31 protein-coding genes are annotated in these 26,290 nt (G+C 69.9%); 11 read left to right on the top strand and 20 right to left on the bottom strand.

Annotated features, from left to right (window positions below):
• The first annotated feature begins 60 nt into the window (after window positions 1–60).
• A complete protein-coding gene (locus H4W30_RS01670) occupies window positions 61–1,233 on the top strand; it encodes an acyl-CoA dehydrogenase family protein (RefSeq protein WP_192741148.1) in 1,173 nt (390 codons plus the stop codon).
• Window positions 1,234–1,272: 39 nt separating this feature from the next.
• Window positions 1,273–1,941: an NIPSNAP family protein gene (locus tag H4W30_RS01665; protein ID WP_192741147.1), complete on the top strand. Its 669-nt coding sequence runs from the start codon at window positions 1,273–1,275 to the stop codon at window positions 1,939–1,941.
• Here H4W30_RS01665 and H4W30_RS01660 read toward each other — a convergent pair.
• Genes H4W30_RS01660 through H4W30_RS01650 form a run of 3 tightly spaced genes read right to left on the bottom strand, consistent with a single transcriptional unit; the run spans window position 1,927 to window position 3,953 of the window.
• Entirely contained in the window at window positions 1,927–2,355 is a 429-nt protein-coding gene (locus H4W30_RS01660; RefSeq protein ID WP_192741146.1) for an NUDIX hydrolase, read from the bottom strand. The two genes, H4W30_RS01665 and H4W30_RS01660, sit on opposite strands and share 15 nt — an antisense overlap.
• 10 nt (window positions 2,356–2,365) lie before the next feature.
• A complete protein-coding gene (locus H4W30_RS01655; RefSeq protein WP_192741145.1) occupies window positions 2,366–3,256 on the bottom strand; it encodes a transketolase family protein in 891 nt (296 codons plus the stop codon).
• A gap of 4 nt (window positions 3,257–3,260) precedes the next feature.
• The gene (locus H4W30_RS01650; protein WP_192741144.1) at window positions 3,261–3,953 is read right to left on the bottom strand and encodes a thiamine pyrophosphate-dependent enzyme; all 693 of its coding nucleotides are present in this window, start codon (window positions 3,951–3,953) and stop codon (window positions 3,261–3,263) included.
• 52 nt (window positions 3,954–4,005) lie between these two features.
• Here H4W30_RS01650 and soxR point away from each other — a divergent pair, with 52 nt between their 5' ends.
• Entirely contained in the window at window positions 4,006–4,467 is a 462-nt protein-coding gene (gene soxR, locus H4W30_RS01645) for a redox-sensitive transcriptional activator SoxR (protein ID WP_016335982.1), read from the top strand.
• A gap of 46 nt (window positions 4,468–4,513) precedes the next feature.
• A complete protein-coding gene (locus H4W30_RS01640; RefSeq protein WP_192741143.1) occupies window positions 4,514–5,062 on the top strand; it encodes an RNA 2'-phosphotransferase in 549 nt (182 codons plus the stop codon).
• Here the strand turns inward: H4W30_RS01640 and H4W30_RS01635 are convergent.
• Together H4W30_RS01635 and H4W30_RS01630 are read right to left on the bottom strand one after the other, a co-directional pair.
• A complete protein-coding gene (locus H4W30_RS01635; RefSeq protein ID WP_192741142.1) occupies window positions 5,059–5,931 on the bottom strand; it encodes a prenyltransferase/squalene oxidase repeat-containing protein in 873 nt (290 codons plus the stop codon). The genes H4W30_RS01640 and H4W30_RS01635 overlap by 4 nt on opposite strands.
• A 46-nt stretch (window positions 5,932–5,977) precedes the next feature.
• Window positions 5,978–6,547 carry a TetR/AcrR family transcriptional regulator gene (locus H4W30_RS01630; RefSeq protein WP_192741141.1) on the bottom strand — a complete coding sequence of 190 codons (570 nt, stop codon included), beginning with the start codon at window positions 6,545–6,547 and terminating at the stop codon, window positions 5,978–5,980.
• A gap of 160 nt (window positions 6,548–6,707) precedes the next feature.
• On the opposite strand from H4W30_RS01630, the gene H4W30_RS01625 reads away from it, so the two are divergent.
• On the top strand, window positions 6,708–8,888 hold the full coding sequence (locus H4W30_RS01625) for an MMPL family transporter (protein WP_192741140.1): 2,181 nt from the start codon (window positions 6,708–6,710) through the stop codon (window positions 8,886–8,888).
• Window positions 8,889–9,004: 116 nt separating this feature from the next.
• Here H4W30_RS01625 and H4W30_RS01620 read toward each other — a convergent pair whose 3' ends face one another.
• Both H4W30_RS01620 and H4W30_RS01615 read right to left on the bottom strand, forming a co-directional pair.
• On the bottom strand, window positions 9,005–9,559 hold the full coding sequence (locus H4W30_RS01620; protein ID WP_225948718.1) for an NADAR family protein: 555 nt from the start codon (window positions 9,557–9,559) through the stop codon (window positions 9,005–9,007).
• 55 nt (window positions 9,560–9,614) lie between these two features.
• Window positions 9,615–9,770, bottom strand: a complete 156-nt coding sequence (locus H4W30_RS01615; RefSeq protein ID WP_167373564.1) for a hypothetical protein — start codon at window positions 9,768–9,770, stop codon at window positions 9,615–9,617.
• 88 nt (window positions 9,771–9,858) lie between these two features.
• Between H4W30_RS01615 and H4W30_RS01610 the strand changes: the two genes are divergently transcribed.
• The 3 genes from H4W30_RS01610 to H4W30_RS01600 are packed head-to-tail and all read left to right on the top strand — an operon-like array spanning window position 9,859 to window position 11,238.
• Window positions 9,859–10,197: an ArsR/SmtB family transcription factor gene (locus H4W30_RS01610; RefSeq protein WP_192741139.1), complete on the top strand. Its 339-nt coding sequence runs from the start codon at window positions 9,859–9,861 to the stop codon at window positions 10,195–10,197.
• A 55-nt stretch (window positions 10,198–10,252) separates the two neighbouring features.
• The gene (locus H4W30_RS01605) at window positions 10,253–10,669 is read left to right on the top strand and encodes an SRPBCC family protein (RefSeq protein WP_318780505.1); all 417 of its coding nucleotides are present in this window, start codon (window positions 10,253–10,255) and stop codon (window positions 10,667–10,669) included.
• Window positions 10,666–11,238 (top strand): dihydrofolate reductase family protein, encoded by a 573-nt coding sequence (locus tag H4W30_RS01600; RefSeq protein WP_192741137.1) that lies wholly within the window; start codon window positions 10,666–10,668, stop codon window positions 11,236–11,238. Before H4W30_RS01605 ends, H4W30_RS01600 begins: the two co-directional genes overlap by 4 nt.
• A 16-nt stretch (window positions 11,239–11,254) precedes the next feature.
• Here H4W30_RS01600 and hisB read toward each other — a convergent pair whose 3' ends face one another.
• From hisB to hisD, 3 genes are read right to left on the bottom strand one after another with little or no spacing between them, the layout of a single operon-like run.
• Complete coding sequence (hisB, locus tag H4W30_RS01595; protein ID WP_005155296.1) at window positions 11,255–11,854, bottom strand: imidazoleglycerol-phosphate dehydratase HisB; 600 nt, start codon at window positions 11,852–11,854, stop codon at window positions 11,255–11,257.
• On the bottom strand, window positions 11,851–12,951 hold the full coding sequence (locus H4W30_RS01590) for a histidinol-phosphate transaminase (RefSeq protein ID WP_192741136.1): 1,101 nt from the start codon (window positions 12,949–12,951) through the stop codon (window positions 11,851–11,853). The genes hisB and H4W30_RS01590 overlap by 4 nt, the downstream gene beginning before the upstream one ends.
• On the bottom strand, window positions 12,948–14,273 hold the full coding sequence (gene hisD / locus H4W30_RS01585; protein WP_192741135.1) for a histidinol dehydrogenase: 1,326 nt from the start codon (window positions 14,271–14,273) through the stop codon (window positions 12,948–12,950). Before hisD ends, H4W30_RS01590 begins: the two co-directional genes overlap by 4 nt.
• An 84-nt stretch (window positions 14,274–14,357) precedes the next feature.
• On the opposite strand from hisD, the gene H4W30_RS01580 reads away from it, so the two are divergent.
• Window positions 14,358–15,152: a carbon-nitrogen hydrolase family protein gene (locus H4W30_RS01580; RefSeq protein ID WP_192742379.1), complete on the top strand. Its 795-nt coding sequence runs from the start codon at window positions 14,358–14,360 to the stop codon at window positions 15,150–15,152.
• Here the strand turns inward: H4W30_RS01580 and H4W30_RS01575 are convergent.
• Window positions 15,100–15,588: an Lrp/AsnC family transcriptional regulator gene (locus H4W30_RS01575; protein ID WP_192741134.1), complete on the bottom strand. Its 489-nt coding sequence runs from the start codon at window positions 15,586–15,588 to the stop codon at window positions 15,100–15,102. The genes H4W30_RS01580 and H4W30_RS01575 overlap by 53 nt on opposite strands.
• Before the next feature lie 68 nt (window positions 15,589–15,656).
• Between H4W30_RS01575 and H4W30_RS01570 the strand changes: the two genes are divergently transcribed.
• Window positions 15,657–16,550 (top strand): SMP-30/gluconolactonase/LRE family protein, encoded by an 894-nt coding sequence (locus H4W30_RS01570; RefSeq protein ID WP_192741133.1) that lies wholly within the window; start codon window positions 15,657–15,659, stop codon window positions 16,548–16,550.
• On the opposite strand, the gene H4W30_RS01565 is transcribed toward H4W30_RS01570, so the two are convergent.
• From H4W30_RS01565 to eccB, 3 genes are read right to left on the bottom strand one after another with little or no spacing between them, the layout of a single operon-like run.
• Window positions 16,547–17,203, bottom strand: coding sequence for a response regulator (locus H4W30_RS01565; protein ID WP_034319368.1), 657 nt, complete (start codon window positions 17,201–17,203; stop codon window positions 16,547–16,549). The two genes, H4W30_RS01570 and H4W30_RS01565, sit on opposite strands and share 4 nt — an antisense overlap.
• Window positions 17,200–17,922: a response regulator transcription factor gene (locus H4W30_RS01560; RefSeq protein WP_225948717.1), complete on the bottom strand. Its 723-nt coding sequence runs from the start codon at window positions 17,920–17,922 to the stop codon at window positions 17,200–17,202. The genes H4W30_RS01565 and H4W30_RS01560 overlap by 4 nt, the downstream gene beginning before the upstream one ends.
• A 14-nt stretch (window positions 17,923–17,936) precedes the next feature.
• Entirely contained in the window at window positions 17,937–19,361 is a 1,425-nt protein-coding gene (gene eccB / locus H4W30_RS01555; protein ID WP_192741131.1) for a type VII secretion protein EccB, read from the bottom strand.
• 145 nt (window positions 19,362–19,506) lie between these two features.
• Between eccB and H4W30_RS01550 the strand changes: the two genes are divergently transcribed.
• On the top strand, window positions 19,507–20,580 hold the full coding sequence (locus H4W30_RS01550) for a type VII secretion protein EccE (protein WP_192741130.1): 1,074 nt from the start codon (window positions 19,507–19,509) through the stop codon (window positions 20,578–20,580).
• A gap of 201 nt (window positions 20,581–20,781) precedes the next feature.
• Here the strand turns inward: H4W30_RS01550 and eccD are convergent, their stop codons facing one another.
• From eccD to H4W30_RS01520, 6 genes are read right to left on the bottom strand one after another with little or no spacing between them, the layout of a single operon-like run.
• Window positions 20,782–22,158, bottom strand: a complete 1,377-nt coding sequence (gene eccD, locus H4W30_RS01545; protein ID WP_192741129.1) for a type VII secretion integral membrane protein EccD — start codon at window positions 22,156–22,158, stop codon at window positions 20,782–20,784.
• A complete protein-coding gene (locus tag H4W30_RS01540) occupies window positions 22,155–22,484 on the bottom strand; it encodes a YbaB/EbfC family nucleoid-associated protein (protein ID WP_016336001.1) in 330 nt (109 codons plus the stop codon). Before H4W30_RS01540 ends, eccD begins: the two co-directional genes overlap by 4 nt.
• Window positions 22,481–22,999, bottom strand: coding sequence for a hypothetical protein (locus tag H4W30_RS01535; RefSeq protein WP_192741128.1), 519 nt, complete (start codon window positions 22,997–22,999; stop codon window positions 22,481–22,483). The genes H4W30_RS01540 and H4W30_RS01535 overlap by 4 nt, the downstream gene beginning before the upstream one ends.
• A 5-nt stretch (window positions 23,000–23,004) precedes the next feature.
• Entirely contained in the window at window positions 23,005–24,354 is a 1,350-nt protein-coding gene (locus H4W30_RS01530) for a WXG100 family type VII secretion target (protein WP_192741127.1), read from the bottom strand.
• 17 nt (window positions 24,355–24,371) lie between these two features.
• Window positions 24,372–25,400: a hypothetical protein gene (locus H4W30_RS01525; protein WP_192741126.1), complete on the bottom strand. Its 1,029-nt coding sequence runs from the start codon at window positions 25,398–25,400 to the stop codon at window positions 24,372–24,374.
• 21 nt (window positions 25,401–25,421) lie between these two features.
• Window positions 25,422–26,201, bottom strand: coding sequence for a WXG100 family type VII secretion target (locus H4W30_RS01520; protein WP_192741125.1), 780 nt, complete (start codon window positions 26,199–26,201; stop codon window positions 25,422–25,424).
• Window positions 26,202–26,290: the final 89 nt, after the last annotated feature.

Raw genomic sequence — 26,290 nt, 5'->3', positions numbered from 1 at the left:
GTCGCGTGTGTGGTTTTCTTCATGGGAAGACGACCCACCGAGCCGACCAGGAGTGACCGCATGAGCAGCAGCCCGGATCCGCGCGACTTCCTCGATCTCGACGCCGAGCTCACCGCCGAGGACCGGGCCATGCGGGACGCCGTGCGCTCCTACGCCCAGGACCAGCTCCTGCCGAACGTGGCCGACTGGTACGAGACGGGCGCGCTGCCCGCCGCCGAGCTCGCCAAGGGGTTCGGGCAGCTCGGACTGCTCGGCATGCACCTGGAGGGTTACGGCTGCGCCGGGACCAGCGCCGTCGCCTACGGCATCGCCTGCCGGGAACTGGAGGCCGTCGACTCCGGGTTGCGCAGCTTCGTCTCGGTGCAGGGTTCGCTGGCGATGTACGCGATCCACAAATGGGGCACCGAGGAGCAGAAGCAGGAGTGGCTGCCCCGGATGGCCGCGGGTGAGGCGCTCGGCTGCTTCGGCCTGACCGAGCCCGACGCCGGCAGCGACCCCGGCAGCATGCGGACCCGCGCGGTGCGCGACGGCTCGGACTGGGTGCTGAGCGGTACGAAGATGTGGATCACCAACGGAACCGTCGCCGACGTCGCGGTCGTCTGGGCGCAGACCGACGAAGGCGTGCGCGGCTTCGTCGTCCCCACGAACACGCCGGGCTTCGCGGCGAACGAGGTCAAGCACAAGCTGTCGCTGCGGGCCTCGCTGACCGCGGAACTCGTGCTCGACGGCGTCCGCCTGCCGGATTCGGCGGCGTTCCCCGAGGTCAGGGGCCTGCGCGGACCGCTTTCCTGCCTGAACGAGGCGCGTTACGGGATCCTGTTCGGCGTCGTCGGCGCCGCCCGCTCCTGCTACGAGTCCGCGCTGGAGTACACGCTGAGCCGGGAACAGTTCGGCAAACCGCTGGCCGGATTCCAGCTCACCCAGCGCAAACTCGCCGATCTCGTCGTCGAGGTCAACCGCGCCGGGCTGGTCGCGCTGCGGATCGGACGGCTCAAGGACGCCGGGACGCTGCACCACAACCACGTCAGCTTCGGCAAGCTCGCCAACGTCCGCTCCGCGCTGGAGGTCGCGAGGACCGCTCGCGCCATGCTCGGCGCCAACGGGATCTCGCTGGAGTACCCGGTGATGCGCCATATGTCGAACCTGGAAACCGTGCTGACCTACGAAGGCACCGAAGAGATGCACGCGCTCTCGCTCGGGCAGTCGGTCACCGGGCTCGCCGCCTTCCGCTGAGCGCCGGAAACTGTCGGTGCCGGCCTCTAGGGTCCGCACATGACCGATTCCCCCGAGTTCCAGTCCGTCGTCGAGCTGCGCCGGTACACGCTGCACCCCGGCCGCCGGGACGAGCTGATCGAGCTCTTCGAACGCGAGTTCGTGGAGACCCAGGAAGCCTGTGGCATGCGCTTGTTCGGCCTCTTCCGCGAGCCGGCCGAGCCGGACAAGTTCGTGTGGCTGCGCGGTTTCCGGGACATGGAGTCCCGGCGTGCCGCGCTCGAATCGTTCTACTACGGGCCCGTGTGGCGCGCGCACGGGCCCGCGGCGAACGAGACGATGATCGACGCCTCCGACGTCCTCCTGCTGCGCCCGTCCGGGCCGGGGTTCCCCGCTCCCGGCGATGCCGGGGATTCCCGGGTGCTGGTGACGGTGTGTCATCCGATCGGTCCCGTCAAGGAGTTCTCCGAACACTTCGCGGAGAACGTGGCGCCCGCCCTGCGGGAATCCGGCGTGGAGACGTTCGGCCACTTCGAAACCGAGCCCGCGGAGAACACCTTCCCCCGGCTGCCCGTGCGAGAGGGCGAGACGGTGTTCGTCTGGTTCGCGAAGGTCGCGGACGAACACCGCGAACTCCTCGCCCGGACAGGCTCCGAACTTGCGAGCCGCCTCGAACTCCCTTGGGAACAGCGGGAACTGACGCCGACCGCGCGGTCAGCGCTGCGCTGAAAGGAGGTCCGCGAGTCCGTCCGGGTACAGGATCGCCTTGCCGCTGGCCACGTCGGCCAGCGGCAGCCAGTGCACGCGCGCGCCTTCGTCGAGCACCACGCCGACCTCGTCGCGCTCGTAGAACGCCTTGTCCGTCAGATCCGCGGTGAACAGGAACACGATCTCGTGCCCCGGCCTGCCTTCGTAGGTGTACACGTTCTCCAGTACGCCGATCTGCTCGACCGAGGTCAGTTCCGCCGCGAGTTCCTCCTGGAATTCGCGGTGCAGCGCCTCGGCGGCGGTCTCCCCGAACTCGATCCCGCCGCCGAGCGGGCGGTGGTAGGTCACCCCTTTGGTGTGATCACGGCCTTCGAACACCAGAAGGTCTTCACCACGTCGGATGACCCCGAGCGCGAGCGGGCGGATCTTCGTCATCCTGGTGACGCTAGCGGAGGAATTCCTTGACGGACAAGGCGATCGAGCCGGCGTCGAGACCGTGCGCGAGGTCGTGGTCGGCCATTTCGCCGTAGATCCGCACTTCCGCGTCGCGCCGGACGCCGAGGGAGAGCAGCCGGTGCGGCCTTTCGGACAGCGCGCCCGTCACCTCGTGCGCCGACGTCCCCGCGAGGTACGGCTCGATCAGCACGACGTCGGTGGCCCCGGCGGCGTCGACGGCCGCGCGCAGCCCGGCGGCGTCGAACGGCCGGACGGTCGAGGTGTAGAGCACGGTCACGTCGAGATCGGCGGTCGCCTCCAGCGTCCGGTCGAGCATCGGCCCGACGGCCACCACCACCCCCCGCCCGCCTTCGCGCAGCGTCTGCAGTCCCGCGCCCAGATGCGCTTTCGCGTTCTCCTGCGCGGAAAGCCGGAGATAGACGCGCCCGCCGCCAGGGATGGACTCGAGCAGCAGCCGCCGTGCCTCTTCGGGATGCCCCGGCACGTGCACGGTCCAGCCCGGCAGCGTGTCGATGAGGGCGACGTCCCCGGGTGCCTGGTGGGTCCGCCCGGCGGTCGGCATGTCATAGGACGCGCCGGAGGACACCAGCACGGCCCCGACGTCCTGGTGCCCGAGGTCGAGTTTGATCTGCTCGAAAGCCCGCTCCACGAGGAACGACGAGAAGGTGTGGACGATCGGGCGCATCCCGGCCAGCGCGAGGCCGCCCGCGGTGCTCATCATCAGTTGTTCGCGGATGCCGACGTTCAGCACCCGGTCGGGATGTTTCCGCGCGGCGAAGGCGAGTTGTGCCGCGGAGATGTCGGCGAGCACGACGGCGACGTTCGGGTCGGTGTCGAGCGCGTCGGCGGCGGCTTCGAGGAACGTTTCACGCATGTTCACGGGTTCAGCCCTTTCGCTCGACGGTCGCGACCACGGCGAGCGGCCGGTCCGGATGCGGTGTGGTGAAGGCTTCGTGGAGCGCGTCGTGATCGCGGCCGTCGACGGTGCGGGTCGTCCAGCCTTCGACCTCGAACCGGCGCGCGATCCCGCCGGGCCAGCCATGGGTGGCCGAGGAGTTGTCGACGACGACCGCGGTCAGCTGCGGCATGCCGATCCGGCCGGCGACCGCGATGGCCTCCTGGTTGGAGCCTTCGTCGAGCTCCGCGTCGCCGATGAGGGTGACGACCTTGGCCTCCCGGAATCCCTTGGCGCGCAGGCCGAACACGGTGCCGATGGCCAGCGGGAGACCGTGCCCGAGCGAACCGCTGGAGATCTCGGCCACGGGCAGCCTCGCCCGGTCGGGGTGGTGACCGAGCCGGGACTCGGCCGAGGTCCAGTCGGCGAGTTCCTCCTCGTGGATGAAGCCCTTCTTCGCCAGCACCGCGTAGTAGGCCATCGGGCCGTGACCCTTCGACAGCAGGAAACGGTCGCGGCCCGGGGCACGGACGTTCTCCGGGGTGATGTCGAGCACACGGTCGTAGAGCACCCACAGGACGTCCACTGTGGACTCCGCGGCGGCCTGATGCTTCTCGTCGCCGGTCATCAACGAGATCAGCCTCGGCAGATCCTCGTAGCCGGTCTTGGTGTCGGTGGTCATGTACCGAGGTTGCAACCTCGACTTAGGTCGAAGTCAAGGCTAGCCTGGCGACGTGACGAGACTGGCTGAACACCTGAGCATCGGGCAGGTCGCCGACCGCAGCGGCGTGCCCCACACGGCTTTGCGTTTCTACGAGGACAAGGGACTGATCAGTTCCGAGCGTTCGGCGGGCAATCAGCGCCGGTACTCGCGCTCGGTACTGCGCCGGATCGCCTTCATCCGCGCCGCGCAGCGGGTCGGGCTCAGCCTGGACGACATCAGCTCGGCACTTGAGACCCTGCCCAAGGACCACGCCCCCACCAAGGCCGACTGGGCCCGGCTGTCCCGGGGCTGGCAGGACGAGCTCGACGCGCGGATCGACGCGTTGCAGCGCCTGCGCGACAGGCTGACCGGATGCGTCGGCTGCGGCTGCCTCTCCCTGCGCAGCTGCGGGCTCTACAACGCCGACGACCAGATGTCCCGCTTCGGCCCCGGCGCCGGGAAACTGCGCCCGGCTTCCGAGGGCGGCATCTGAATTCCGTTGCCACGCGGGTGCCGGATATGCGTCACTGTGACTCGAAATGGACAAGAAACACCTCATCCGGGTCTCGAAACGACTCTCCCGGCATCTGCGCCACGCACCCGGCGACATCGGCGTCACCCTCACCCCTGACGGCTGGGTCGACGTCGACACCCTCCTGGCGGCCTTGCGCCGCAACGGTTTGCCGCTGACCCGCGCCGAACTCGACGAAGTGGTCGAGGGCAACGACAAGCGCCGCTTCGCCTTCGACGAGTCCGGCCTGCGGATCCGCGCCAGCCAGGGCCACAGCGTCGACGTCGACCTCGCCCTGCCCGCCGCGATCCCGCCGGACGTGCTCTACCACGGCACGGTCTCCCGGTTCCTCGACGCGATCCTGCACGAAGGGCTACGGCCGATGAAGCGGCACGCCGTCCACCTTTCGGCGACCGTGGAGACCGCGCGGACGGTCGGAGCGCGGCGCGGCGTCCCGGTGCTGCTCGCCGTGGACGCCGGCGAGATGGCCGCCGCCGGGCACGAATTCCAGGTGAGCGCGAACGGCGTCTGGCTCACCGCCGCCGTTCCGCCGGAATTCCTGCGCCGTCTCCCCTAGACCAGGCCATTGGCCCGCAGGAGCCCCAGCGTGCCCACGGTGAACATCCCGTTCCACTCCAGCGCGGCGGCCGGCGAATAGCTGGCGTAGTCGACCCGCCAGCCCCCGTCTTCGTGCTGGCCGCCCGCCACCCGGCGCAGATCCGCTTCGATGACCTCGGGCCGGAAGAGCTTCCGTGCCGGGCCACCGGGCTCCGGCGCGAAATCGAGCGGGCGCATGGCCTCGCCCTCGATCCCGCCGCCGACGGCGACCACGCCGTCGTCCGGGACGAACCGGCCGAGCTTCTCGACCAGACGCGTGTCGCCCAGGGCGTCCACCAGCTTCATCGCGAAGGCGAGCACGAGCGCGTGCGGTGCCTCGTCGAGCTTCTCGATCTCCTTCAGGCAGTAACCCGTGGCCTTCGCCAGCCAGGGATGCGCGGCGACCGCGGGGTCGTGCGCCGCGACGCGGTGCGCGGTCACCGCGACGATCGCGGTGATCTGCAGCGAAGAGACCGTCGGATCCGCGCTCGCCCAGAACGGCGCGCTGCCGACTGAATCCGGCATCGGCAGCGCGAACGGGATCCCGCCGTCGGGCAGGGAGATCGAGGCGAGCCAGTCGCAGAGTTCGGCCGCACGCGGACTTGTCGACTTGCCGACGTCGGCGAAGACCTCGAAGGCGTGCAGCGCGCCGGCGGGCTGACTGGTCGCCGAACGGCAGTCGGGTTCGAGCCCGTGGCCGTAGCCCCCGTCGGGATTGCGGTACGCCTCCAGCGCGGCGAGCGCCGCCGCCGGATCACCGTCGCGGAAGAGGACGTCGAAGCGCCGCCTGTCGAGCAGCCGGGCCTGGGTGGCCATGAACGTGGCCGCCGCGTTCAGATCGATGTTCATACCGAGAGGGTCGCGCGGATCGCGGCACCTGTCTTGAACACATCGGTCACGAACGGCGGCGCGGGCGGTTGTAGAGCTTGCGGCCGACGGCCAGGAGCGTTTCGCGCAGCGTCTCGTCGTCGAGCGAAGCGACCTCGGGCGAGCCGCCGGCGAGGGCGATACCGGCGAGGAGCACCTGCGCGGTGACCATCCCCAGCGCGTCCGGCTCCGGGCCGGCGAGGATCTCCAGCAGCCGGTTCTTGAAGCTTTCCGAGCGGTGGACGGATTTTTCGATCGCGCGGGCGATACCGGGGTCGCTGGAGAACAGGGCGACCAGCGCGCGGTGCCGCACCACGAGATCGACGAATCCGTCGAGCAGGTGGTCGATCTGGGCGCCCCGGGTGCGCTGGGCGCGGGCGTCGTCGACGATGCCTTCGAGCTCCAGCAGCACGGGTTCGGCGACGGATTCGGTGATCTCCGCCTTCGTCTTGAAGTGGTAGTAGACGGCGGCCTTGGTGACGCCGAGGGCGTCCGCGATCATCTGCAGCGAGGTGCCTTCCACGCCGTGTTCGGTGAACAGCCGCAACGCCGTGCCCAGTAGTCGCGTGCGGGTGTCCTCCACGTGGACGACGTCCATGTTCCCTCCTCGTTCAGCCGTCGGAGATTACGTCAAGCGTGGCCGCCCGGCCAAACGAGTACTAGCCGTGCGGCTAGTCACACACTTGCCGATCGGCTTGTAGGCCCCTAGCCGATCGGCTAGCTTGAAATGAACCTGAACGAGTGAACGGGAGACTTTCGTGGCCAGCTTCCTGTACCGCCTGGGCCGGTTCTCGTTCCGGCGCCGGGTCCTGGTGACGGCGGTGTGGGCCGCCGTCCTGGTGGCCCTCGGCGCGGGCGCGCTGACCCTGTCCGGCCAGCTTTCGAACTCGGTGACCATCCCCGGTACCGAATCGCAGAAGGCGATCGACCAGCTCGCCGACCGGTTCCCGGAAGCCGCCGCGGGTGGCGCGACCGCACGCGTCGTCATCTCGACGCCCGGCGACATCACCGACGAGGCCGGACGGGCGGCGATCACGGGTCTCGTCACCGGGCTCAAGGACGCGCCGAAGGTCGCCGGCGTGGCCGACCCGCTGCAGATGCAGGCCATCTCCCCCGACAAGCACGTCGCGCTGGCGCAGGTCAGCTACCGCGTTCCGGGCTTCGAGCTCACCGACGCCGACCGCGACGGCCTGATGGCCGCCGCGGATTCCGCCAGGGCCGCCGGGTACACCGTGGAATTCGGCGGTGACGCCGTCCAGGCGATGCCCGCCACGAACGCCACCGAAGGCCTCGGTGTCGCCGTCGCCGCGGTCGTCCTGATCATCACCTTCGGCTCGCTGCTCGCGGCCGGGATCCCGCTGCTGACCGCGCTCATCGGCGTCGGCATCGGCATGGCGGGGATCACCACGGCGTCCGGTTTCCTCGAACTGAACACGAACACGCCGGTGCTCGCGCTGATGATCGGGCTCGCCGTCGGCATCGACTACGCGCTCTTCATCGTTTCCCGCTACCGGCACGAACTCACCATCGGGCGGGATCCGGAGGAAGCGGCCGGGCGCGCCACCGGCACGGCGGGCTCCGCGGTGGTGTTCGCCGGGCTGACCGTGATCATCGCGCTGGCCGGCCTGACCGTCGTCGGCATCCCGTTCCTCGGCGAGATGGGCATCGCCGCGGCGATCACCGTCGCGATCGCGGTCGTCATCGCGCTCACCCTGCTGCCCGCGGTGCTCGGGTTCGCGGGCGGCAAACTGGCGGGCGGCAAGATCCGGCTGCGCCGCAAGGAAAACGCGACGACACACGGCGAGCGCTGGGCACGTTTCGTCGCCCGCCGCCGGATCCCGGTGCTGATCGCCGCGATCGCCGGTCTCGCGATCGTCGCCATCCCGGCCGCGAGCATGCAGCTCGGCCTGCCGAACGACAGCACCGCCGCGCCGGACACCACCCAGCGCAAGGCCTACGACACCGTCGCGCGCAGCTTCGGCGAAGGCGCGAACGGGCCGCTGGTGATCGTCGTCGACCTGAGCGGCAGCGCCGACCGCCAAGCCGCGCTCCAGCAGGCGGCCGCGGGCATCGGCGGCCTCCCCGAACGCCCGATCGTCACGCCGCCGAAGACCAACCGGGCCGGCGACCTGGCGCTGCTGACCGTCATCCCGAAGAGCGGCCCGAGCAGCACCGCGACCGAAGACCTGGTCAGCGACATCCGCGGCCTGAACGCGGGCCTCGGCACGGCCACCGGCGCGTCGCTGGCGGTGACCGGCCAGACCGCGGCCAACATCGACGTCTCGGAGAAACTCGCCGACGCGATGCTGCCCTATCTCGCGCTGATCGTCGGGCTGGCGTTCCTGCTGCTGATGCTGGTGTTCCGGTCGATCGTGGTCCCGCTGAAGGCGACGCTGGGCTTCCTCGGCTCCGTGGTCGCGACGTTCGGCGCCGTGGTGGCGGTGTTCCAGTGGGGCTGGCTCACCGACCTGCTCGGCGTGAAGACGACCGGGCCGATCATGAGCATGCTGCCGATCCTGCTGATCGGCGTGCTGTTCGGGCTCGCGATGGACTACCAGGTGTTCCTGGTGACGCGGATGCGGGAGGAGTACGTCCACGGCGCCGACCCGCAGCAGGCGATGGTCACCGGTTTCCGGCACGGCTCCCGCGTCGTGGTCGCCGCGGCGCTGATCATGATCAGCGTGTTCGCCGGGTTCGTCCTCGCGGAATCGTCGCTGATCCAGTCGATCGGGTTCGCGCTGGCCTTCGGGGTGCTCGTCGACGCGTTCGTGATCCGGATGACCATCGTGCCGGCGCTGATGTCACTGCTCGGCCGCGGTGCCTGGTGGCTGCCGAAGTGGCTGGATCGCGTGCTGCCCGATGTCGACGTCGAAGGCGAGAAGCTCGCGAAGCAGCTCGACGCGCCTGACGAGCGAGAGCTGGTCGACGCCTCGAAGTAGGTTCTGGAGGCGAAGGCGGCCTGGGCCCGGTGCGCCCATGTCGCTTGGCCCCCCTCGATAAGTACGTGAAGGCCCCCTTCATTGCGTCTAGCGCAGTGAAGGGGGCCTTCACGTACTCAGGCGAGCGCCGCGCGGGCCTCCCCCAGTGCGAAGCCGAGCAGGTTCAGGCCGCGCCAGCGTTCCGCGTTCTCGACGTCCGGATGGTCGGCGGCGAGCCCGATCCCCCAGATCGCGTCCAGCGGGCTGGCCTCGACCAGCACCCGATTCCTGGTACCGAGCAGGAAATCGCGTAGTTCCGGATGCTGCCCGAACTTCGCGATCGTTCCGTCGAGGACGATGCCGGAGCGCGCGTCCTCCCAGCGGCTCTGCTCGAATCCCCGCACTTCGCGGCCCAGCTCCTTGGCCTGACGCGGATGCCGGGCGGCGAGGATCCGCGTCGCGCTCTCGGCGTCGTCGAACAGGACGGCTTTGCGCCACATCATGTAGTGCTCCGCCGTCGGGAAGGTCTCGCCGTCGGCGGTGAACCGGGCGGGCCACCACTGGCTGAAGCATTCGGGCCCGATCGTGCCGTCACGCCGGGGCTGATGGCCCCAGAAGAACAGGAATTTGACGCGGCTCCCCGATCGCTGGAGCCGGACGACTTCGGCGACCGAGCGCGGATTTCCGGACATGCCGGACAGCATGCCCGCCGCCTTCACGGCGCGCAGCCGAATTACCGGGCGGCGGTCAGGCCAGCCAGGCGATGGCCCCGCCGATCGCCAGCACCGCGCCGATCCCCAGTACGACGGCCATGAACTTGACGCTCTTCCAGGTCGCGTAGACGCCGCCGATCAGGAAGCCGCCGAGCGCGAACAGCAGCACAGCGATGGTCGTGTTACTCACGACCGCCACCCTGCCACACCTCCGCCACCACGACCGCGCCGGGCCCGCACCTTGCCCTCGGGACCGGACACGGCTAACGTACAACCACATGGTTGTACTTTGTGAGGAGAGCGAGGAGTCGCTCAACCGGCTCTTCCGCGCCTTGGCCGACGGCACGCGCCGCGACATCCTGGCGCGGGCCATCACGGAAACGCCATCGGTCTCCGATCTCGCCGCGCAGTACGAGATGAGCTTCGCCGCCGTGCAGAAACACGTCGCCGTGCTCCAGCGCGCGGGTCTGGTCCGGAAACGCGCCAACGGCCGCGAACAGCTGGTCTCGACCGACCGCGAGCGCCTCCAGCGCGCCACCGAGCTTCTCGACTCCTACGAAGTCCTTTGGCGCCAGCGGGTGGCGCAGCTCGACGATGTCCTCCGGGAAGGGGAATGACGAAATGCCGATCACCTCGGTCACCAAGGATCCCGAGAAGCTCAGCCTCACCGTCGTGGCGGACTTTCCCGTTCCGCAAAAGCGGCTTTGGGCGGCTTGGGAGGATCCAAGGCAACTGGAGCGCTTCTGGGGACCACCGTTCGCGCCCGCCACGTTCACCCGTCACGATTTCCGGTCAGGCGGCCGCGCCGAATACTTCCTGACCGGACCCAACGGGGAGAAGTGGCCCAATTCCTGGAAGTTCACCGCGGTGAACCCCATCGACTTCTTCGAGGCGGAAGACGGCGACGACAACGACGAGGACATGCCCACCTCGATGACGTTCACCTTCGAGACGACACCCATGGGATCACGGATGGTCCATGTGACGCGCTTTTCCAGCGTCGAAGCCATGGAGAAGACGATCCCCGGGATGGAAGAGGGCTTCCGCGCCGCGATGCCCCAACTCGACGCGCTGCTGGAGACGAAATGAGAAAACTCAAGATCATCGAGCACATCTCGCTCGACGGCGTGATCCAGCATTCCGAAGACGAGAACGGCTTCCCGTACAGCGGCTGGAACATGCCGTACCGGACCCCCGCCGGCCGGGAAGCCCTCCTGGCCGCGCACACCGAAAGCTTCGACCTGCTGCTCGGCCGCCGCACCTACGACCTCTGGTCGGAATACTGGCCGGACGCGCCGAGCGACCCGTTTGCGGACCGGCTCAAGGCGGCGACGAAGTTCGTCGTCACCCACCGGCCGGAAAGCCTGAAATGGGGGCCGTTCGAGGGAGTCGGGCCGGACCTCGTCGAAGGCGTTCGCCGCGTCAAGGCGCAGGACGGTCCGGACCTCGTCCTCTCGGGCAGCTCCACGCTGACCTCGGCACTGCTCGAGAACGGACTCGCGGACGAAGTCGTGCTGGCCGTCTACCCGCTCCTTTTGGGCACAGGCAAGCGTTTCTTCGCCGAAGGAACGCCTGCCCAGACCCTGGACTTCGCCGGCTCGACGACGACCCCGTCCGGTGTCCAGCTCAATACCTACAAGCCCACCGGACGCATTTAGTCCTCTGGATGCGGGGTTAGAGGACGCCCTTCGTGGACGGGATGCCGCCCGCCCGCGGGTCCGGCTCGGTGGCGGCGCGCAGCGCACGCGCGACGGCCTTGTACTCGGCCTCCGCGATGTGGTGCGGGTCGCGGCCGTGCAACACCCGCACGTGCAGCGCGATCTGCGCGTGGAACGACAGCGAGTCGAACACGTGCCGCGTCAGCACGAACGGGTAGTTCCCGCCGATGGTGAAGCTGTTGAACTGCTCCGGCTCGCCGAGGTGCACGCAGTACGGCCGCCCGGAGACGTCGATCGCGGCGTGCGCGAGGGTCTCGTCCATCGGGATCCACGCGTCACCGAAGCGGCGGATGCCGCTCTTGTCGCCGAGCGCCTGCCGCAGCGCCTGGCCGAGCACGATCGCGGTGTCCTCGACGGTGTGGTGCGCGTCGATGTGCACGTCACCGGTCGCCTGCACCTTGAGGTCGAGCGAGCCGTGCACGCCGAACGCGGTGAGCATGTGGTCGTAGAACGGGACACCGGTGTCGATCTCCACCTGCCCCGTGCCGTCCAGGTCGAGCTGGACCGAAATGGACGATTCCCTGGTGGTGCGATCCACCTTGCCGACGCGACTCATCGCGGCACCTCCTTGCTGGCCTCGAGAAAGGCGTCGTTCTCTTCCGGCGTCCCGATGGTCACCCGCAGGTGCCCCTCGATGCCGACGTCCCTGATCAGCACGCCGTTGTCCAAATAGGACTTCCAGGTCGCGGGCGCGTCCGCGAACCGTCCGAAGAGGACGAAGTTCGCGTCGCTCGGGACCGGCGTGAATCCCAAGCCCAGCAACGCTTCCACCACGCGGTCGCGTTCGGCAGCGAGTTTGGCGACCGAGGCGAGGGTGGCGTCCGCGTGCCGCAGCGCGGCGCGCGCGGCGGCCTGCGTGAGTTTCGAGAGGTGGTACGGCAGCCGCACCAGCTGCAGCGCGTCGACGATCGCGGGCGCGGCCGCGAGATACCCGAGCCGCCCGCCCGCGAAGGCGAACGCCTTGCTCATCGTGCGCGACACGATCAGCTTCGCCGGGTACTCCTCGAGAAGCTCGACGGCGCTCGGCTGCGACGAGAACTCCGCGTACGCCTCGTCGACCACCACGATGCCCGGCGCCGCTTCGAGCAGCCCGCGCAGCTCGTCGAACGGGATCGACCCGCCAGTCGGGTTGTTCGGGCTGGTCACGAACACGATGTCCGGACGGCGTTCGCGCACCAGCGCGGCAGCCTTCTCGGTGTCGAGCGTGAAATCGTCGCGACGCGGCACCGGCAGCCAGTCGGTGCGGGTGCCCGCCGAAATGATCGGGTGCATCGAGTACGACGGCTCGAAACCCAGCGCCGAGCGGCCGGGACCGCCGAAGGCCTGCAGGATCTGCTGCAGGATCTCGTTGGATCCGTTGGCGGCCCACACGTTCGACTCCGACACGAGCACGCCGGTGGACACCGCGAGGTAGTCCGCGAGGTCCTGGCGCAGCGCGACGGCGTCGCGATCCGGGTAGCGGTGCAGCGAAGCGGCTTCGGCACGGACGGCCTCGGCGACGTCGGCCACCAGCGCGTCCGGCGGCGGGTACGGGTTTTCGTTGGTGTTGAGCCGGATCGGCACGTCCAGCTGCGGCGCGCCGTACGGGGTCTTGCCCCGCAGGTCGTCTCGCAGCGGGAGCGCGCCGAGCGTGATCTCCTCGCCGATACTCATCCGCGCTCACCTTCGAACCGCGCCGTGATGGCCTCGCCGTGCGCGGGCAGGTCTTCGGCGTTCGCCAGCGCGACGACGCGGCCGGCGATCTCGCGCAGCGCGTCCTGGCTGTAGTCGACGACGTGCACGCCCTTGAGGAAGCTCTGCACCGAAAGCCCGGACGAGTGCCGCGCGAACCCGCCGGTCGGCAGGACGTGGTTCGACCCGGCGCAGTAGTCGCCGAGCGAGACCGGCGCGTACGCCCCGACGAAGATCGCGCCGGCGTTGCGCACGCGGGCAGCCACCGCCGGCGCGTCCGCGGTCTGGATCTCCAGGTGTTCCGCGGCGTACGCGTCCACGACGCGGATACCGTCGTCCACAGTGGAGACGAGGATGATGCCTGACTGCTTGCCGCTCAAGGCCTCCGTCACCCGCTCGGAGTGCTTGGTCGCGGCGACGCGGCCGGTCAACTCCTTGTCGACGGCGTCCGCGAGCTCCTCGGATGTGGTGACCAGCACGCTCGCGGCGAGCGGGTCGTGCTCGGCCTGGCTGATCAGGTCGGCGGCGACGTGCACCGGGTCGGCGGTCTCGTCGGCGAGGATGGCGATCTCGGTCGGGCCCGCCTCGGAGTCGATCCCGATGATGCCGCGCAGCAGCCGCTTGGCCGCGGTGAGGTAGATGTTGCCGGGACCGGTGACGACGTCGACCGGCTCCAGCGTCGCGCCGTCGGTGTCGGTGCCGCCGTACGCGAGCAGCGCGACGGCCTGCGCCCCGCCGACGGCCCAGACCTCGTCGACGCCGAGCAGTTCGGCGGCGGCGAGGATCGTCGGGTGCGGGAGCCCGCCGAACGCGGCCTGCGGCGGCGAGCACAGCACGAGCGTGCCGACGCCGGCGATCTGCGCCGGGACGACGTTCATCACCACGGTCGAGGGGTAGACCGCGAGCCCGCCCGGCGCGTACAGCCCGACACGCTCGACCGGGATCCAGCGCTCGGTCACGGTGCCGCCGTCGACGACCTCGGTCGTGACGTCCTGACGGCGCTGGTCGCCGTGGACCTTGCGGGCGCGGACGATCGACTCCTCCAGCGCCTCGCGGACGGCCGGATCGAGGTTCGCGAGCGCGCTGGTGAGCTCCGCGGCGGCCACGCGGACGCCGCCGGGGCGGACCTTGTCGAACTTCTCGGTGTACTCGAGAACCGCCTCGACCCCGCGATCGCGGACCGCCTCGACCACCGGCCGTACGTGATGCAGCGCCGCGTCCACGTCGTACTCGGCACGCGGGAGCGTGCGCCTGAGCTCGGCAACGGACGGGACCTGTCCACGCAGGTCGGTACGGTTCAGCATGGGTCAAGGGTACGAGGTGGCCGGATCGCCCCGAGCAGGCACACTGGGGTGGTGACCAGCGATCCCACGATGAGGGAGGCCTCCGTGCCGCGAATCGGGTTGTGCCAGCTCACGGCCGCCGAGGATCCCGAGACGAACCTGAAGCTGATTCGCGAGGGCGTGACGGCCGCGGCGGGCGAAGGCGCCCGGATCGTCGTGTTCCCGGAGGCGGCGATGGCGCGCTTCGGCATCCCGCTCGGGCCCGTCGCGCAACCCCTGGACGGACCGTGGGCGTCCACTGTGGCCGGGCTCGCCGAGGAGCACGGCGTCGTGGTCGTCGCGGGCATGTTCACGCCGTCACCCGACGGGCGCGTGAGCAACACCCTGCTCGTCACCGGCGCGGGGCATCACTTCGGCTACGACAAGATCCATCTGTACGACGCCTTCGGGTTCGCCGAGTCCGACACGGTCGCGCCCGGCGCCGCGCCCGCCACCTTCGAGGTCGACGGGACCACGTTCGGCGTCGCGACCTGCTACGACATCCGCTTCCCCGAACTGTTCCGGAAGCTGGCCGACGACGGCGCCGACATCGTCCTCGTGCCGACGTCCTGGGGTGCCGGCGAGGGCAAACGCGAGCAGTGGGAGGTGCTGGTCCGCGCCCGCGCGCTCGACTCCGGCTGCTGGGTGCTGGGCTGCGGGCAGGCCGATCCGGCCACGACCTCGACGCCGGTGAACCCGAAGGCGCCCACGGGGATCGGCTACTCCACGGTCTCCGACGGTTTCGGCCGCGTCCACACCCAGCTGGGTGCCGGGCCGGAGCTGGTGGTCGTCGACGTGGATCCAGCGGTCAGCGGGAAGGCGCGGGCGGCGACGGGGGTGCTGGCGAACCGTCGCCTCTAGCGTCTACAGACCGCTCGAAGAAGGATTCGAGCACCACGATCGTCTGCGTCCCGGTGACGCCTTCGATGGCGTACAGCCTGCGCAGTGACGCCTGCAGTTCCTCGGTGGTCGGCGTGCGCACCTTCACCAGCAGCGAGGCCGGGCCCGCGATGATGTGCGCCTCGACGACCTCCGGCAGCGCCTCCAGCGCGGCCTTGGTCGGCGCGTCGCCCATCCACGAGCCCGCCTCGACCAGCACGAACGCCATCACTCCCCGGCCGACGGCCGCCGGATCGACGTCCACGGTCGTGCGCCGGATGACGCCCTGTTCACGCAGCTTGCGGACCCGCTCGTGCGCGGCGCCCGCGGACAGGCCGACCGCCTTGCCGAGCGCGGCGTACGCCTGAGTCGCGTCCTGCTGCAATGCGGTGAGCAGCATGCGATCTACGTCATCCATGGGTTGACCATATCAAGTTCAGCGGTTCATGATGATCGCAATATCTCATTCAGAGCACTGGGGTTTCCATGGACATGGTCAAGGCGCATTTCGAAGTCCTCGACGAACGGTTCGCCCGCGTCAACGGGGACGAGTGGATGCAGCGGATCCACACCGGCTGCCGGTGGACCGAGGGGCCCGCCTACTTCCCGGCCGGCCGGTACCTGGTGTTCAGCGACATCCCGAACGACCGCGTCCTGCGCTGGGACGAGACCACCGGCTCGGTCGGCGTGTTCCGCGAGCCCGCCGGATTCCACAACGGGCACACCGTCGACCGCCAGGGCAGGCTCGTCAGCTGCGAACAGGGCGGCCGCCGGGTGACGCGCACCGAACACGACGGCACGACCACCGTTCTCGCGGAGACCTATCAGGGCAAGAGGTTCAACAGCCCCAACGACGTCGTCGAGTCCTCGGACGGCGCTATCTGGTTCACCGACCCGAGTTACGGCATCGACAGCGACTACGAAGGCCATCAGGCGGAAAGCGAGATCGGCGCCTGCCACGTCTACCGGGTCGATCCGGATGGTTCCGTACGGATCGTCGCGGACGATTTCTCGCGCCCGAACGGGCTGGCGTTCTCACTCGACGAGTCGCTGCTCTACATCGCGGACACGCGACAGAAACCCAGTCACATCAGGGTTTTCTCGGTGGACGGGTCCGTGTTGTCGGGCGGCGAGGTTTTCGCGACCTGCGACGCCGGCGGTTTCGACGGCGTGCGCGTGGACGCCGCGGGCCGGGTCTGGGCCGCGGCGCACGACGGCTTGCACTGCTTCGCGCCCGACGGCACGCGGATCGGGAAACTGCGCGTGCCGGAGGTCTGTTCGAACCTGACCTTCGGCGGGCCGCGGCGGAACGATCTGTTCATCACCGCGTCCAGTTCGGTGTACACGCTGCGGGTGAACTTCTCGGGGCCCCGCGCCTAGCGCAGCAGGCCCTCGCGGATCGCCACGCGCACGAATCCGGCCCGGCGCCGTTCCCCGGTCTTGTCCCGGATCCGGTCGAGATAGGACCGCACGGTCCGCACGCTGATGTTCAGGATCTCCGCCACGTCGACGTCCCGTTCGCCGGCCGCGACCAGCCTCAGGACCTGCTTTTCCCGTTCTGACAGGACGATCTTGGGCCCGGCGTGGCGGTCTTCGCTGTCCTGGATGATCATTCCGGCCAGCGTCGGCGACACGTACGCGTTGTCCTCGGCGATGGTGCGGATGGCGCGCAGGAGTTCGTCGCCGTCGACGTCCTTGGAGAGAAAGCCTTTCGCCCCGGCCTGCATGGCGCCCAGCACCTCGGGCTGCTCGGCGTGCGCGGACACCACGAGCACCTTGTGCCCCATCTGCCCCACTTCGAGCACGGCGGCGGCGTCCTGGACGCCCCTCAGCTTGAGATCGAGGACGACGACGCTGCCGGGCGGCTGTTCCTGGACGGCGAACCGCGCGACGGAGTCGGCGACGGCGCCCAGCGCGATATCGGGCGCTTCGGTGAGGACCCGCGCGACGGCGTCCCGGTAGAGCGGATGATCTTCGATCACCCCGACGTTGATCGGCGTGGTGCGTTTCGGCTGCTGCTCGTCTGCGTTCACCGGCGTCCTTCGAATCCGCCCGCGTCGGCGCGGGGCGCGACCGGCCGAGCCGGGCCGGGCACCTCCGGCGGAGACGCGAGACCGAGCTGGATGGCCTTGCGGACCAGACCGGCCCGCCTTCTCTCTCCGAGTTTGTCACGGATCCGGTCCAGATAACCGCGGACCGTCCGAACTCCGATGCCGAGGATGCGGGCGATGTCGACGTCGCGTTCGCCCGCCGCGACCAGCCGCAGGACCTGCTTCTCCCGCGCGGAGAGCGCGACGTCCGGGGCCGACGCGGGACGGTCGGCGTTGTCCTTGATGATCATCCCGGCCACCACCGCGGAAACGTAGGCGCGGCCCCGCGCGACCGTCCTGATCGCCGTCAGCAGCTCGTCGACGTCGACGTCCTTGGACAGGAATCCCTTGGCACCGGCGGCGATCGCGCCGAGCACCTGCTCGGGCTCGGCCTGCGCGGACACCACGAGCACGTGATGTCCCAGTTCGGCCACCTGGAGCACGGCGGCCGCCCCGGCGATCCCCGGCAGGCCGAGGTCGAGCAGCACCACACTGCCGGGCGGCTGCGGATGGACGTGGAACCGGGCGACCGAATCGACCACGGCGCCCAGTTCGATCCCTTCGGCCTCGGTGAGGACGCGGACCACGGCGTGCCGGTACAGCGGATGGTCTTCGATCACCGCGACGTCGACGCGGTCGGTCTCCGGCCTGTCTTCGGTCATCTGCACGTTCCCGATCACCCCGTCCCACCCGCCGCGGACACCGCACGACCCGCTTGCGCCGGATCCAGCGCGGGACCGCGCGGAACCAGTGCCAGCAATCCATTCGGAACCGGCTGCCGTTCGGCTTGGCCGTACCCGAGGGAGGCGAGCGCCTCGGTGCTCGCCACCGGGTACTTCAGGCCCGTGTCGGTGACGACGTAGACCGTGCCGGAACCGGATTCCGCCACCACCGCACCACCGGACGGAGGCACGAAGACGGCGTCGGCGACGAGCGCGTCCGTGCGCGCCGTCACCGGGATCGCCTTCGCACCTTGCGGCAACGGGACCTGTGCGGAGATAACGATTCGAGAACCCTGTGCGCATAACGTCACGGACTGTCCGGTAACGGGTGCTTTTCGCGGGATCCGGTCCGGATACTCGGCGGGATCGGCGCCGCCCGTCCTCGCCGTGGCGACCTTGGGCACCGCGGCGACGTCGGCCGCGCGCACCGCGACGGGCGCCGGGACACCGTTGTAGGCGGCCGCGTTCTCCGGCGTGTTGATCAGCAGACTCGCCTCGGTCTGGCCGATCGGCTGGAGCCCTTCGGCGCGGACGAGGTAGTACGACGTCGCGTCGTTGGGCGAAGCCATCGCGTCGACGACGCCGAGCACCGAACCGACCTTCGTCGCGGTGCCACCGACCTTCGGACCGGGCCGGCCGGCGTCCTCGACCGCGCGGTAGGCCAGATCACGTCCGGCGGCGACGGTACCGATCCACCGGGAGGACACCGCGATCACCGGATAGGTGTCGAACTGAAGCGCCGTGGCGGCTTCCGGGGTGAGCTTGTAGCGGCGCCCCGCTGTCACGAGGTAGCGCTCGCCGTCGGGGACACGGACCACGACGGCCTGGTCCCTCGGCAGGTCGACCCCGGCCGCGGGCGCGCCGAGGACCACCGTCGTCTCCGGTTCGGCCGACGCGGGCGCGTCCTGAGTGGTCCGTGAGCAGCTCGTCCACGGTGTTTTGACGAGCGCGGCCGCCGCGGGCAGCGAGTCGGGGGCGCCGGGAATGCCGATCTGCGAACCGCGCGGCGCCTTCGCGAGCTTGTCCGAAGGGACGGTCACGGTGGCCTCGCCGTTGCCGCCCGCCATCAGCCGCGCGGAGGCGTAGTTGAGCACGGGGTGCAGCGCGCCGTCCTGGCCGAGGATGTAGCGCGCGCCGGTGCCCTCTTCGACGATCACCTTGCCGCCCGCCAGCCAGTCCTTGCCGCCGGACGGGTTCAGCAGGCCGATCACGCCGAACACCGCGGTGACCAGCAACGCGACGCCGAGGCCGCACAGGGTTCCGATGACGAGCCTTCTGCTCGGGGCGACCGGATGGTTGGCGTCAGCCGAGACCAGTGCCGAAACCAGTCTCCTGCGGAGGAATTGGTAGGCCTGGATCTGGTCCCGCTGCGTCCACACGCTCCCGTCCCCCGCCGCTCTTGCCCACCCGTTCGAGGGTGCTCACGTTAGGTTCCGGCCAGGTTCGCGGTGAGGGTATTTTTTACGCCCCTCCCCGCGCGGGGCGGGGCTACCGTCGTGCGCGTGCACGGAGGAGGGGAATTCCTTGTCGGTTGACGCCCCGGCCCGCCCGGTCCCGGAACAGGCGCCCGCGCGCGGGGTCGCGGGCGCGGCGCCGCTGCCCTGGCTGCTGCCGATCCGCCCGCTGCAGGCGGCGCTCTGGGAGATCGCCGGGATCGCGATCCTGCTGGCCTTGACCGTCGATGGGATCCCTCAGGCGGCGTGGATCAGTATCGTCGCCGTCGCCGGAGTCCTCGTGCTGACGACTTCGGTCCGCTTCGCCGGACGCCACGCCGCGGGCTGGGCGCTCACCTGGGTCGTTTACCGGTTGAAGCGCGGTGACAAGCACGAAGTCCCCGATCCGCTGCACCGGCTCGCCGGTCCCGTCCGGGTGCGTCAGCACGTCGACCGCGCGGGCAACCGGTTCGGCGTCGCCGAGGTGAGCGACGGGTGGAGCGCCATCGTGCGGCTCACCCCCGGCACCGTGGCACCGTCGCCGGACACGCTCGTCGGCATCCTGCGTGAGGCGTACACCAGCACCGGAATCCCTTTGTCCAGCGCGCAAATGCTGACCTGGACCGTCCCTAATGGACAGTCCTTGCTGCGGGTCCGCTGGCTCACCGTCCGGTACCGGCCCGAGGACGCGCCGATCGCCGCGCTCGCCAGGGGCGGCGGAGAGCTCGGCGCGTTGCGGAGCACCGCCTGCGCGGCGCTACGCCTGATGGGCGCGCTGGCCGAAGCCGGGTTCGAGAGCACCGTGCTCGAAGCCGGCGAGGTGACGGAGAACCTGCGCGTCGCGCTCGGCAGCGGCCAGGACGCGCCGGTGGACGGCTGGCGTTCGTGGGATTGGGGCGGGGCGTCGCAGGTCTGCTACCGGCCCCGGTCGGAGCGGGATCTCGCGCGGACACTGGATCTTCACGTGCCCGGCTCGGCGTTCACCGCGACTTCGTACACGCTGTACCGGTCGCCTGGCGGACGCGAGAAGTCCGAGGTGACCATCCGGGTGGGCGGACGGCCGGGAGCGGAACCGGTGCGGCCGTCCGGGATCGCGGTCACCCCGCTGCACGGACGGCACGCGGCGGCGGTCCGGCGGACCCTGCCGCTGGCGCTGGAGAACTGAGGGGACGGTCCGTGGAGGACTCCTTTCTTCTCTGAGGGTAGGGAAGGAGTCCTTCACGGACGTTATGCGTTTCGTCCTCTGAATGCGGTGGTTGCACGAAGCAAGTACCGCATCCGCCTGGACGTCGCGAAAGCCACTTTCGGGACATCAGACGTCGCGAAAGTGGCTTTCGCGACATCACCGCACGAAATGCGGGAGAGATCAGCCTCGCACGGCCTCGTAGACGCCGGCGATCATGCCGACGAAGGGGATCAGCGAGAGCAGCACGAGGAACTCGACGATATCGAGAGTCCTTGCCCAGTAAGGAGAACGACGTCCCTTCGCGACACGCGTCGCGTAGGTGAGACAGACGCCCGCCGCGACGACGACGGCGCATCCCGCGGCGAAGACGAACGAACGCGGCCCGCTCGCGGCGAGCCAGAACGCGGCCGCCGCCAGGGCCGCCGCGCCGAAACCGATGAGCACCACCCGCTGCGAACGCCCGGCGAAGGCGCGCGAGCGCAACATCAGCGCCAGCCCCAGCAGTGCGCTCAAGCCCGCTTCCCAAGCCCCGCCGGACGAAGACAGGACCACCGACGCCGAAACCACGACGAGGCCGAGCGCGACGAGCAGTCCGGTCAGCAACGCCTGCGCGTACGTCGTGCCCCCGACCATGTCCTCGCCGAGCGATGGGTTCTCGTCGGCACGGAACGCGTCCATGTCGTCGGGCACCCGCGGCAGCGGCAGCCTGCCGAGCCGCAGCGCCATCATCGGCGCGACCGCGGCCAGCGCCGTCGCCACCACCGCGACCACCGCGGCCGCCGAAACCGGGCGGACGTCGGCCAGCAGGACGATGGCGGTGGTGATCGCGCCGAGCCCGGCCGACACCGTCACCGCGACGAACCACGGCAGCCGGTCCGCCACCGAAACGGCCGCGATCACGCCATAGACGGTCACCACCGCGAGCCCGGCGGCCAGCGGCCCGGCCGACAGCGAGAACAGCGGATGCGGCGGCAGGATCGACATCCCCGCCAGCAAGGCCGCGCCGACCCCGGCGAGCGCACCGGCGGCACCGGCCTCCGCGTCGCCGTACGCGCGGCTCAGCGCGCCACCGCCCAGCACCAGCACGAGCGCGAGCAGCCCGGTCCCGATCGGCGCCAGCACGCTGCCGGACGCCGCGGCCTGCACCAGCAGCCCACCGGCGAGCAGCAGCACCACGGACGCGACGATGCCGGCCTTGCGCGCCACCGACGGCCCCCACCGTCCGGTGCCCGACTCGGCGACGCTGGCGATCGAGTCGACGACGTCGTCGAACAGCAGCGGACCCCGCGGGCGTTCCCGCGGGGTCAGATGGAGGACTTCGCCGTCGCGCACCTGCGCCGCGGCGACCGTGAGCCCGAGCGCGAGCGGAGCGCCGCCGAGCCGCGACAGCACCCAGCCCGGATGCTCGGCCGACGCCTGCCCCGAAGCGCCCGCGAGCCGCACGAGCTGCGGGACGAGTTCGGCGAACGTGCTCTGCTGCGGCAGCGCCACGTCGACGCGCGCCCTCGGTGTCACCACCGTGACGCGCCGGGTGGAACCCGCGATCGCGGCCGTCATGCTTCGATCGACTTGGCGGACTCGATGACCGGGGCGAATTTGGCGCTGCTGGCCTCGGCCAGTTTCTGCAGCCCGTTGTTGACCGCCTCCAGCACGATCTCCGAGAGGTTGCGCGCGTCGTACTGCCGCACCGCGCGCGGGTCGATGTCGATCGAGGTGAACCGGCCGTCGCCGCGCAGCACGACGGTGACCTCGTTCTGCCGCGAGTGCGCCTTGACCTCCATCGCCTCGACCGAACGCTGGATGCGCTGCACCTCTTCGGTCTGCTTGCGGACCTGGTCCAGCAACTCGTCCATGTCCGGCATGGCGTAGGGGTCGGTGGTCACGAGTCTTCTCCTTCATCTGCGGTGAAATCCCGCCGGACGTGGACACTGCCCACGAACCGCCGGAAGTCGTCGCCGAGGCCACGGGCCGCCTCGGGCGTTGCGGTACAGGCGATTTCGAGGATCAGCCGCTCGGCCGGGGTCGCCCCCGGCACGGTCAGCAGCACCTGCGTCTGCACGAGATCCTGCCCTTCGCCGGTGCGGACGCGCAGCACCTGCGTCACCCCCGGCGCGATCCCGGTGCCGATCACCTTGCGCCGCACCACTTCGAGCGCGGCCATGGTCCGGCCGAGGCGCTCGACGGACTCGTCGGCGATATCGGTGATCTCCGCCTGGTCGGGCCGTTGCCCGATGCTCAGGGTGATGTTCGGGGTGAACTCCGCGTACGTCCCGGAGCGCACCGCCACGAAAACCGCGCCTTCGGCACCGACGGACGCCGGCTCGACCGGCACCCAGCCCTCGGGGATGTCGAACCCGAGCGGGAGGGAGACCCGGTCCTGCGTCATCGCTTCGCTCATCCCCGTCACCACGTGCCCACGTAGGTGATCGCGTCGTCCCACGCCTCGCCGACGGCGTCCGCCGCCTGGCCCGCCGCGCCGCTGACCGCGTCGACGGCCGCGCCGCCGTACTCGCCGACGGTGTCCGCGATCTTCGGCAGATCGATGTCGATCTTCGCGCCGATCCCGGCACCGAGGCCGAGCGCGAGACCCGCCTTGAAGTTGACCTTGATATGCCCGGCGTCGTAGACGGCCTGGCCGTCGAGCTGCGCGCCGAGTCCATATTGGAGAGTGCCGCTCGCACCGACGCCGATCCCGGCCACGTCCGCCGCGAGCTCGCCTTCGATCTTGCCGCCCACGAAGGCGTTGGCGTGCACACCGACCCCGTGCGCGCCCGCCTGCAGCGATCCGTTCACCTCACCGCCGACGAACGCGGTTCCCTTGGCGCTGCCCGAGGCGACGCCCCATTCGCCCTTGCGTTCGAGTTCTTCCTTGAAGGCGGCCAATTCCGCGTGCCCGGAAGCCTTGACGTCCCAGCCCTGCGAAGAGATCTTGGCGTCCCAGCCCGGGGTGAAGCCGTCCTGTTCCTGCTTCCACTTGGCGTAGGTGATCTCGGTGTTGCCCCAGGCCTTTTCGCCGAGGCTCTCCGGCTTCGGCCTGCCGAACGGGGTGTCGGCCGCGCGCGGGGCACGCGTGCCTTCCAGACCGTCCCAGGTGAGCTTCTTCCAGCCGGAATTGCCGAACCACGAAGGATGCGAGCGCGGACGTTTGCGGCCGTCGAGCGTTTCGCCGTTGAGCCAGTACAGCGGGCCGCGGCCCCATTTGCCGAGCTCGTGCTCGATCCGGCCAGTGCCCTCCGGTGGGAACAGCCGCGCGAGTTCTTCGCTCAGCTCGTCGGCGATCTCCTGCGCCGCCTGCGCGGCGCGTTCGCCGAGCTGCCGGGCGGCGGAGATGAACGCGTCGACCGCGTTCGCGTTCGCCGTCCGCGCCTGGCTGATGAGCTGCGCGGCGTACTGGTCGAACTGGGCGAGGATCGAGTCCACACAGGACTTCGCGCCCTGCAGGGCCTGCGCGCCCGCCCGCAGCCGGTTCGACTGGTCGCTCAGTTTCGCGCCGAGCTCACCGAGTTCCTGGCTCAGTTTCGCAGCGGAGATGGAGTACGCCGTGTAGGCGTCGCCCTCCCAAGACGCGTTGAGCGCCTTCGCCGCCTTGCCGATCTCGTCCGCCCGGCCGGAAACCGTCGATGCCCGGTCGCCGCACCGCTGGCCCGCCGCGGTCAGCGCCGAAGGATCACCGGTGACCCGCCGCTGGTACTCGACCACGAGCCGCCGGTAGTTCGACAGGATCGAACTGACGACGCCCGAAGCGTCGACCACACCGCTCCCCCACACGGCTACCTGCCCTTCGCCGGTGAGTCAGCACCCGCATCGATATCGATGTGCTGCTCGAAGTGCTTTCCGCCGTAGTTCATGTCGATGTCGATATCGATGTCCTGCCCGCCCGGTGCCTGCACGGTGGACTTGCCGGTGCTCAGGTCGGTGGCGATGGTGACCGTGTTCCCGTTGCCCACGCCCGGCAGGGAGCCTCCGGAGGAACCCGCGCCGCCGCCCGAGGGTCTGTCCACCGGGATCCACGCGTCGGCACCGCCGGGCCAGTTGCCCTGGGAACCGTTGCCGCCCAAGGCCGGCGGCCGGTACTGGGTGAACGGCGGCGTCTCGCCCGGCGTGGAACCACCGCCACCGGAACCGCCGATGGCCGCCTGCCCCGAACCGCTGGCGACCGAACCCGGCGCCTGCGGATTGGTGACCGGGGTACCCGAGACCGCCGAGTTGCCCGCCGCGCCGTTGTCCCCCGCGTCGTTGTGCCCGAACAGTTTCTGGACCTCGCCGATGATGGTGGCGATCTGGGTGATCTGGTTGGCGAGGTCGACCACGCCGAGCGCCTTCAGCAGCGCGCCGATCGCGGTGATGAACGCGCGCAGCGAAGCACTGGTGGCGGTGGAAAGCGCGACCGCGGCCCCGTAGGTCCACGGATTCGACATCAGTCCCGCGACCGTCGGGTTCACCGCCGAGACCACCGCCTTGTACGCGGTCTGCGCGGTCTTGATCAGCGTCCCGGCGATACCGAGCAGCTCGGCGCCCTTCTGCACGACCTGGATGATCTTGGTCAGCGAGTTCAGGGAGTCGGTGATCTTCTTCAACGCGGAGTCCGACGCGGCACCGGACCAGATCTTGCCCAGCTGCTCGGCGGCCTTCGTCACCTCGTTGTACATGGTGAGGAACTCGTTGGCCTTCTTGAGCACTTCGAGGACGTGCTTCGCGATCTGCTCCGGCTGGCCGGTGAGGATCTGCGGCAGGATCGTGATCGGCCCGCCCGAGGACGCCGTGGCGTCCATCGCGCTGGAATTGGGGTAGGTCAGCATGGTCGCTCCTCAGGCCGGAAGTCAGACGGAAGCCGGGCGGTAGACACTGACCTTCGCCAGGCCGTTGATGTCCGCGTCGACGATTCCGTGGTTGTAGAGCAGCCCGCCCTCTCCGGCGATGGCGATGACCGGCTCGCGGTCGGAGAACAGGAGCGGTTCGACCACGACGACGTCGCCGCTGTGCACCCCGCCCGGCACGTCGCCGAAATTGCGCGCCGTACCGGCGTAGACCTCGATGACCCCGACCCGCGCCTGGTTGTCGGCGTCACCGGCCAGCCAGTCGTTGAAATCCGAGACACCGTGGAACCGCGTGTCGGTGATCGGGTGGTCGCCGAGCTGACCCAGCCGCGCGTCTCCCAGGTAGCGCAGCACGTTGCCGACCGACGACGGCTCGCCCTGTCCGCCGGCGCTGTCGTTGATGGCCAGGGTGGCCAGTTCGGAGGCGTGCGAGTTGCCCCAGATCGACGACGACGTCGAACCCGCGCCGCCGCCGGGACGGCCGCCGTAACCGCCCGCGACCGCCTCGTCCGCGGCCTGGTAGGCGTCGGCACTGCTCTTGATGAAGCCGTTGATCTGCTGCAGCAGTTGCAGGAGCGTCCGGACCGCGACCACCTGCTGGCTCTGCATGGCGGTGTTGGCCGCCGCCACCGCGCTGCCGAACGTGGCGAACGACATCGGCTGGAGGACGGTGCGTTCGAGGTCGGCGACGACGTTGATGCCCTGCATGATGATGCCGCCCAGGTTCCCGACCGCCGAGCGCATGGCCTCGGGCTCCGCCCGGTACTCGCCCGTGCCGACCATGGCTCTCCTTTTCTCGTTCCCCCACGTCTGCGTTGACCAGCAGCGTAAGTTCGCCACCAGACGTGAGCGGACGGCAAAAGTACCCACCG

It is taken from the genome of Amycolatopsis roodepoortensis, from assembly GCF_014873915.1.
Classification (GTDB): domain Bacteria; phylum Actinomycetota; class Actinomycetes; order Mycobacteriales; family Pseudonocardiaceae; genus Amycolatopsis; species Amycolatopsis roodepoortensis.
Note: the sequence above shows the minus strand (reverse complement) of the source record. Positions and strands in the feature narration are given on the sequence as shown.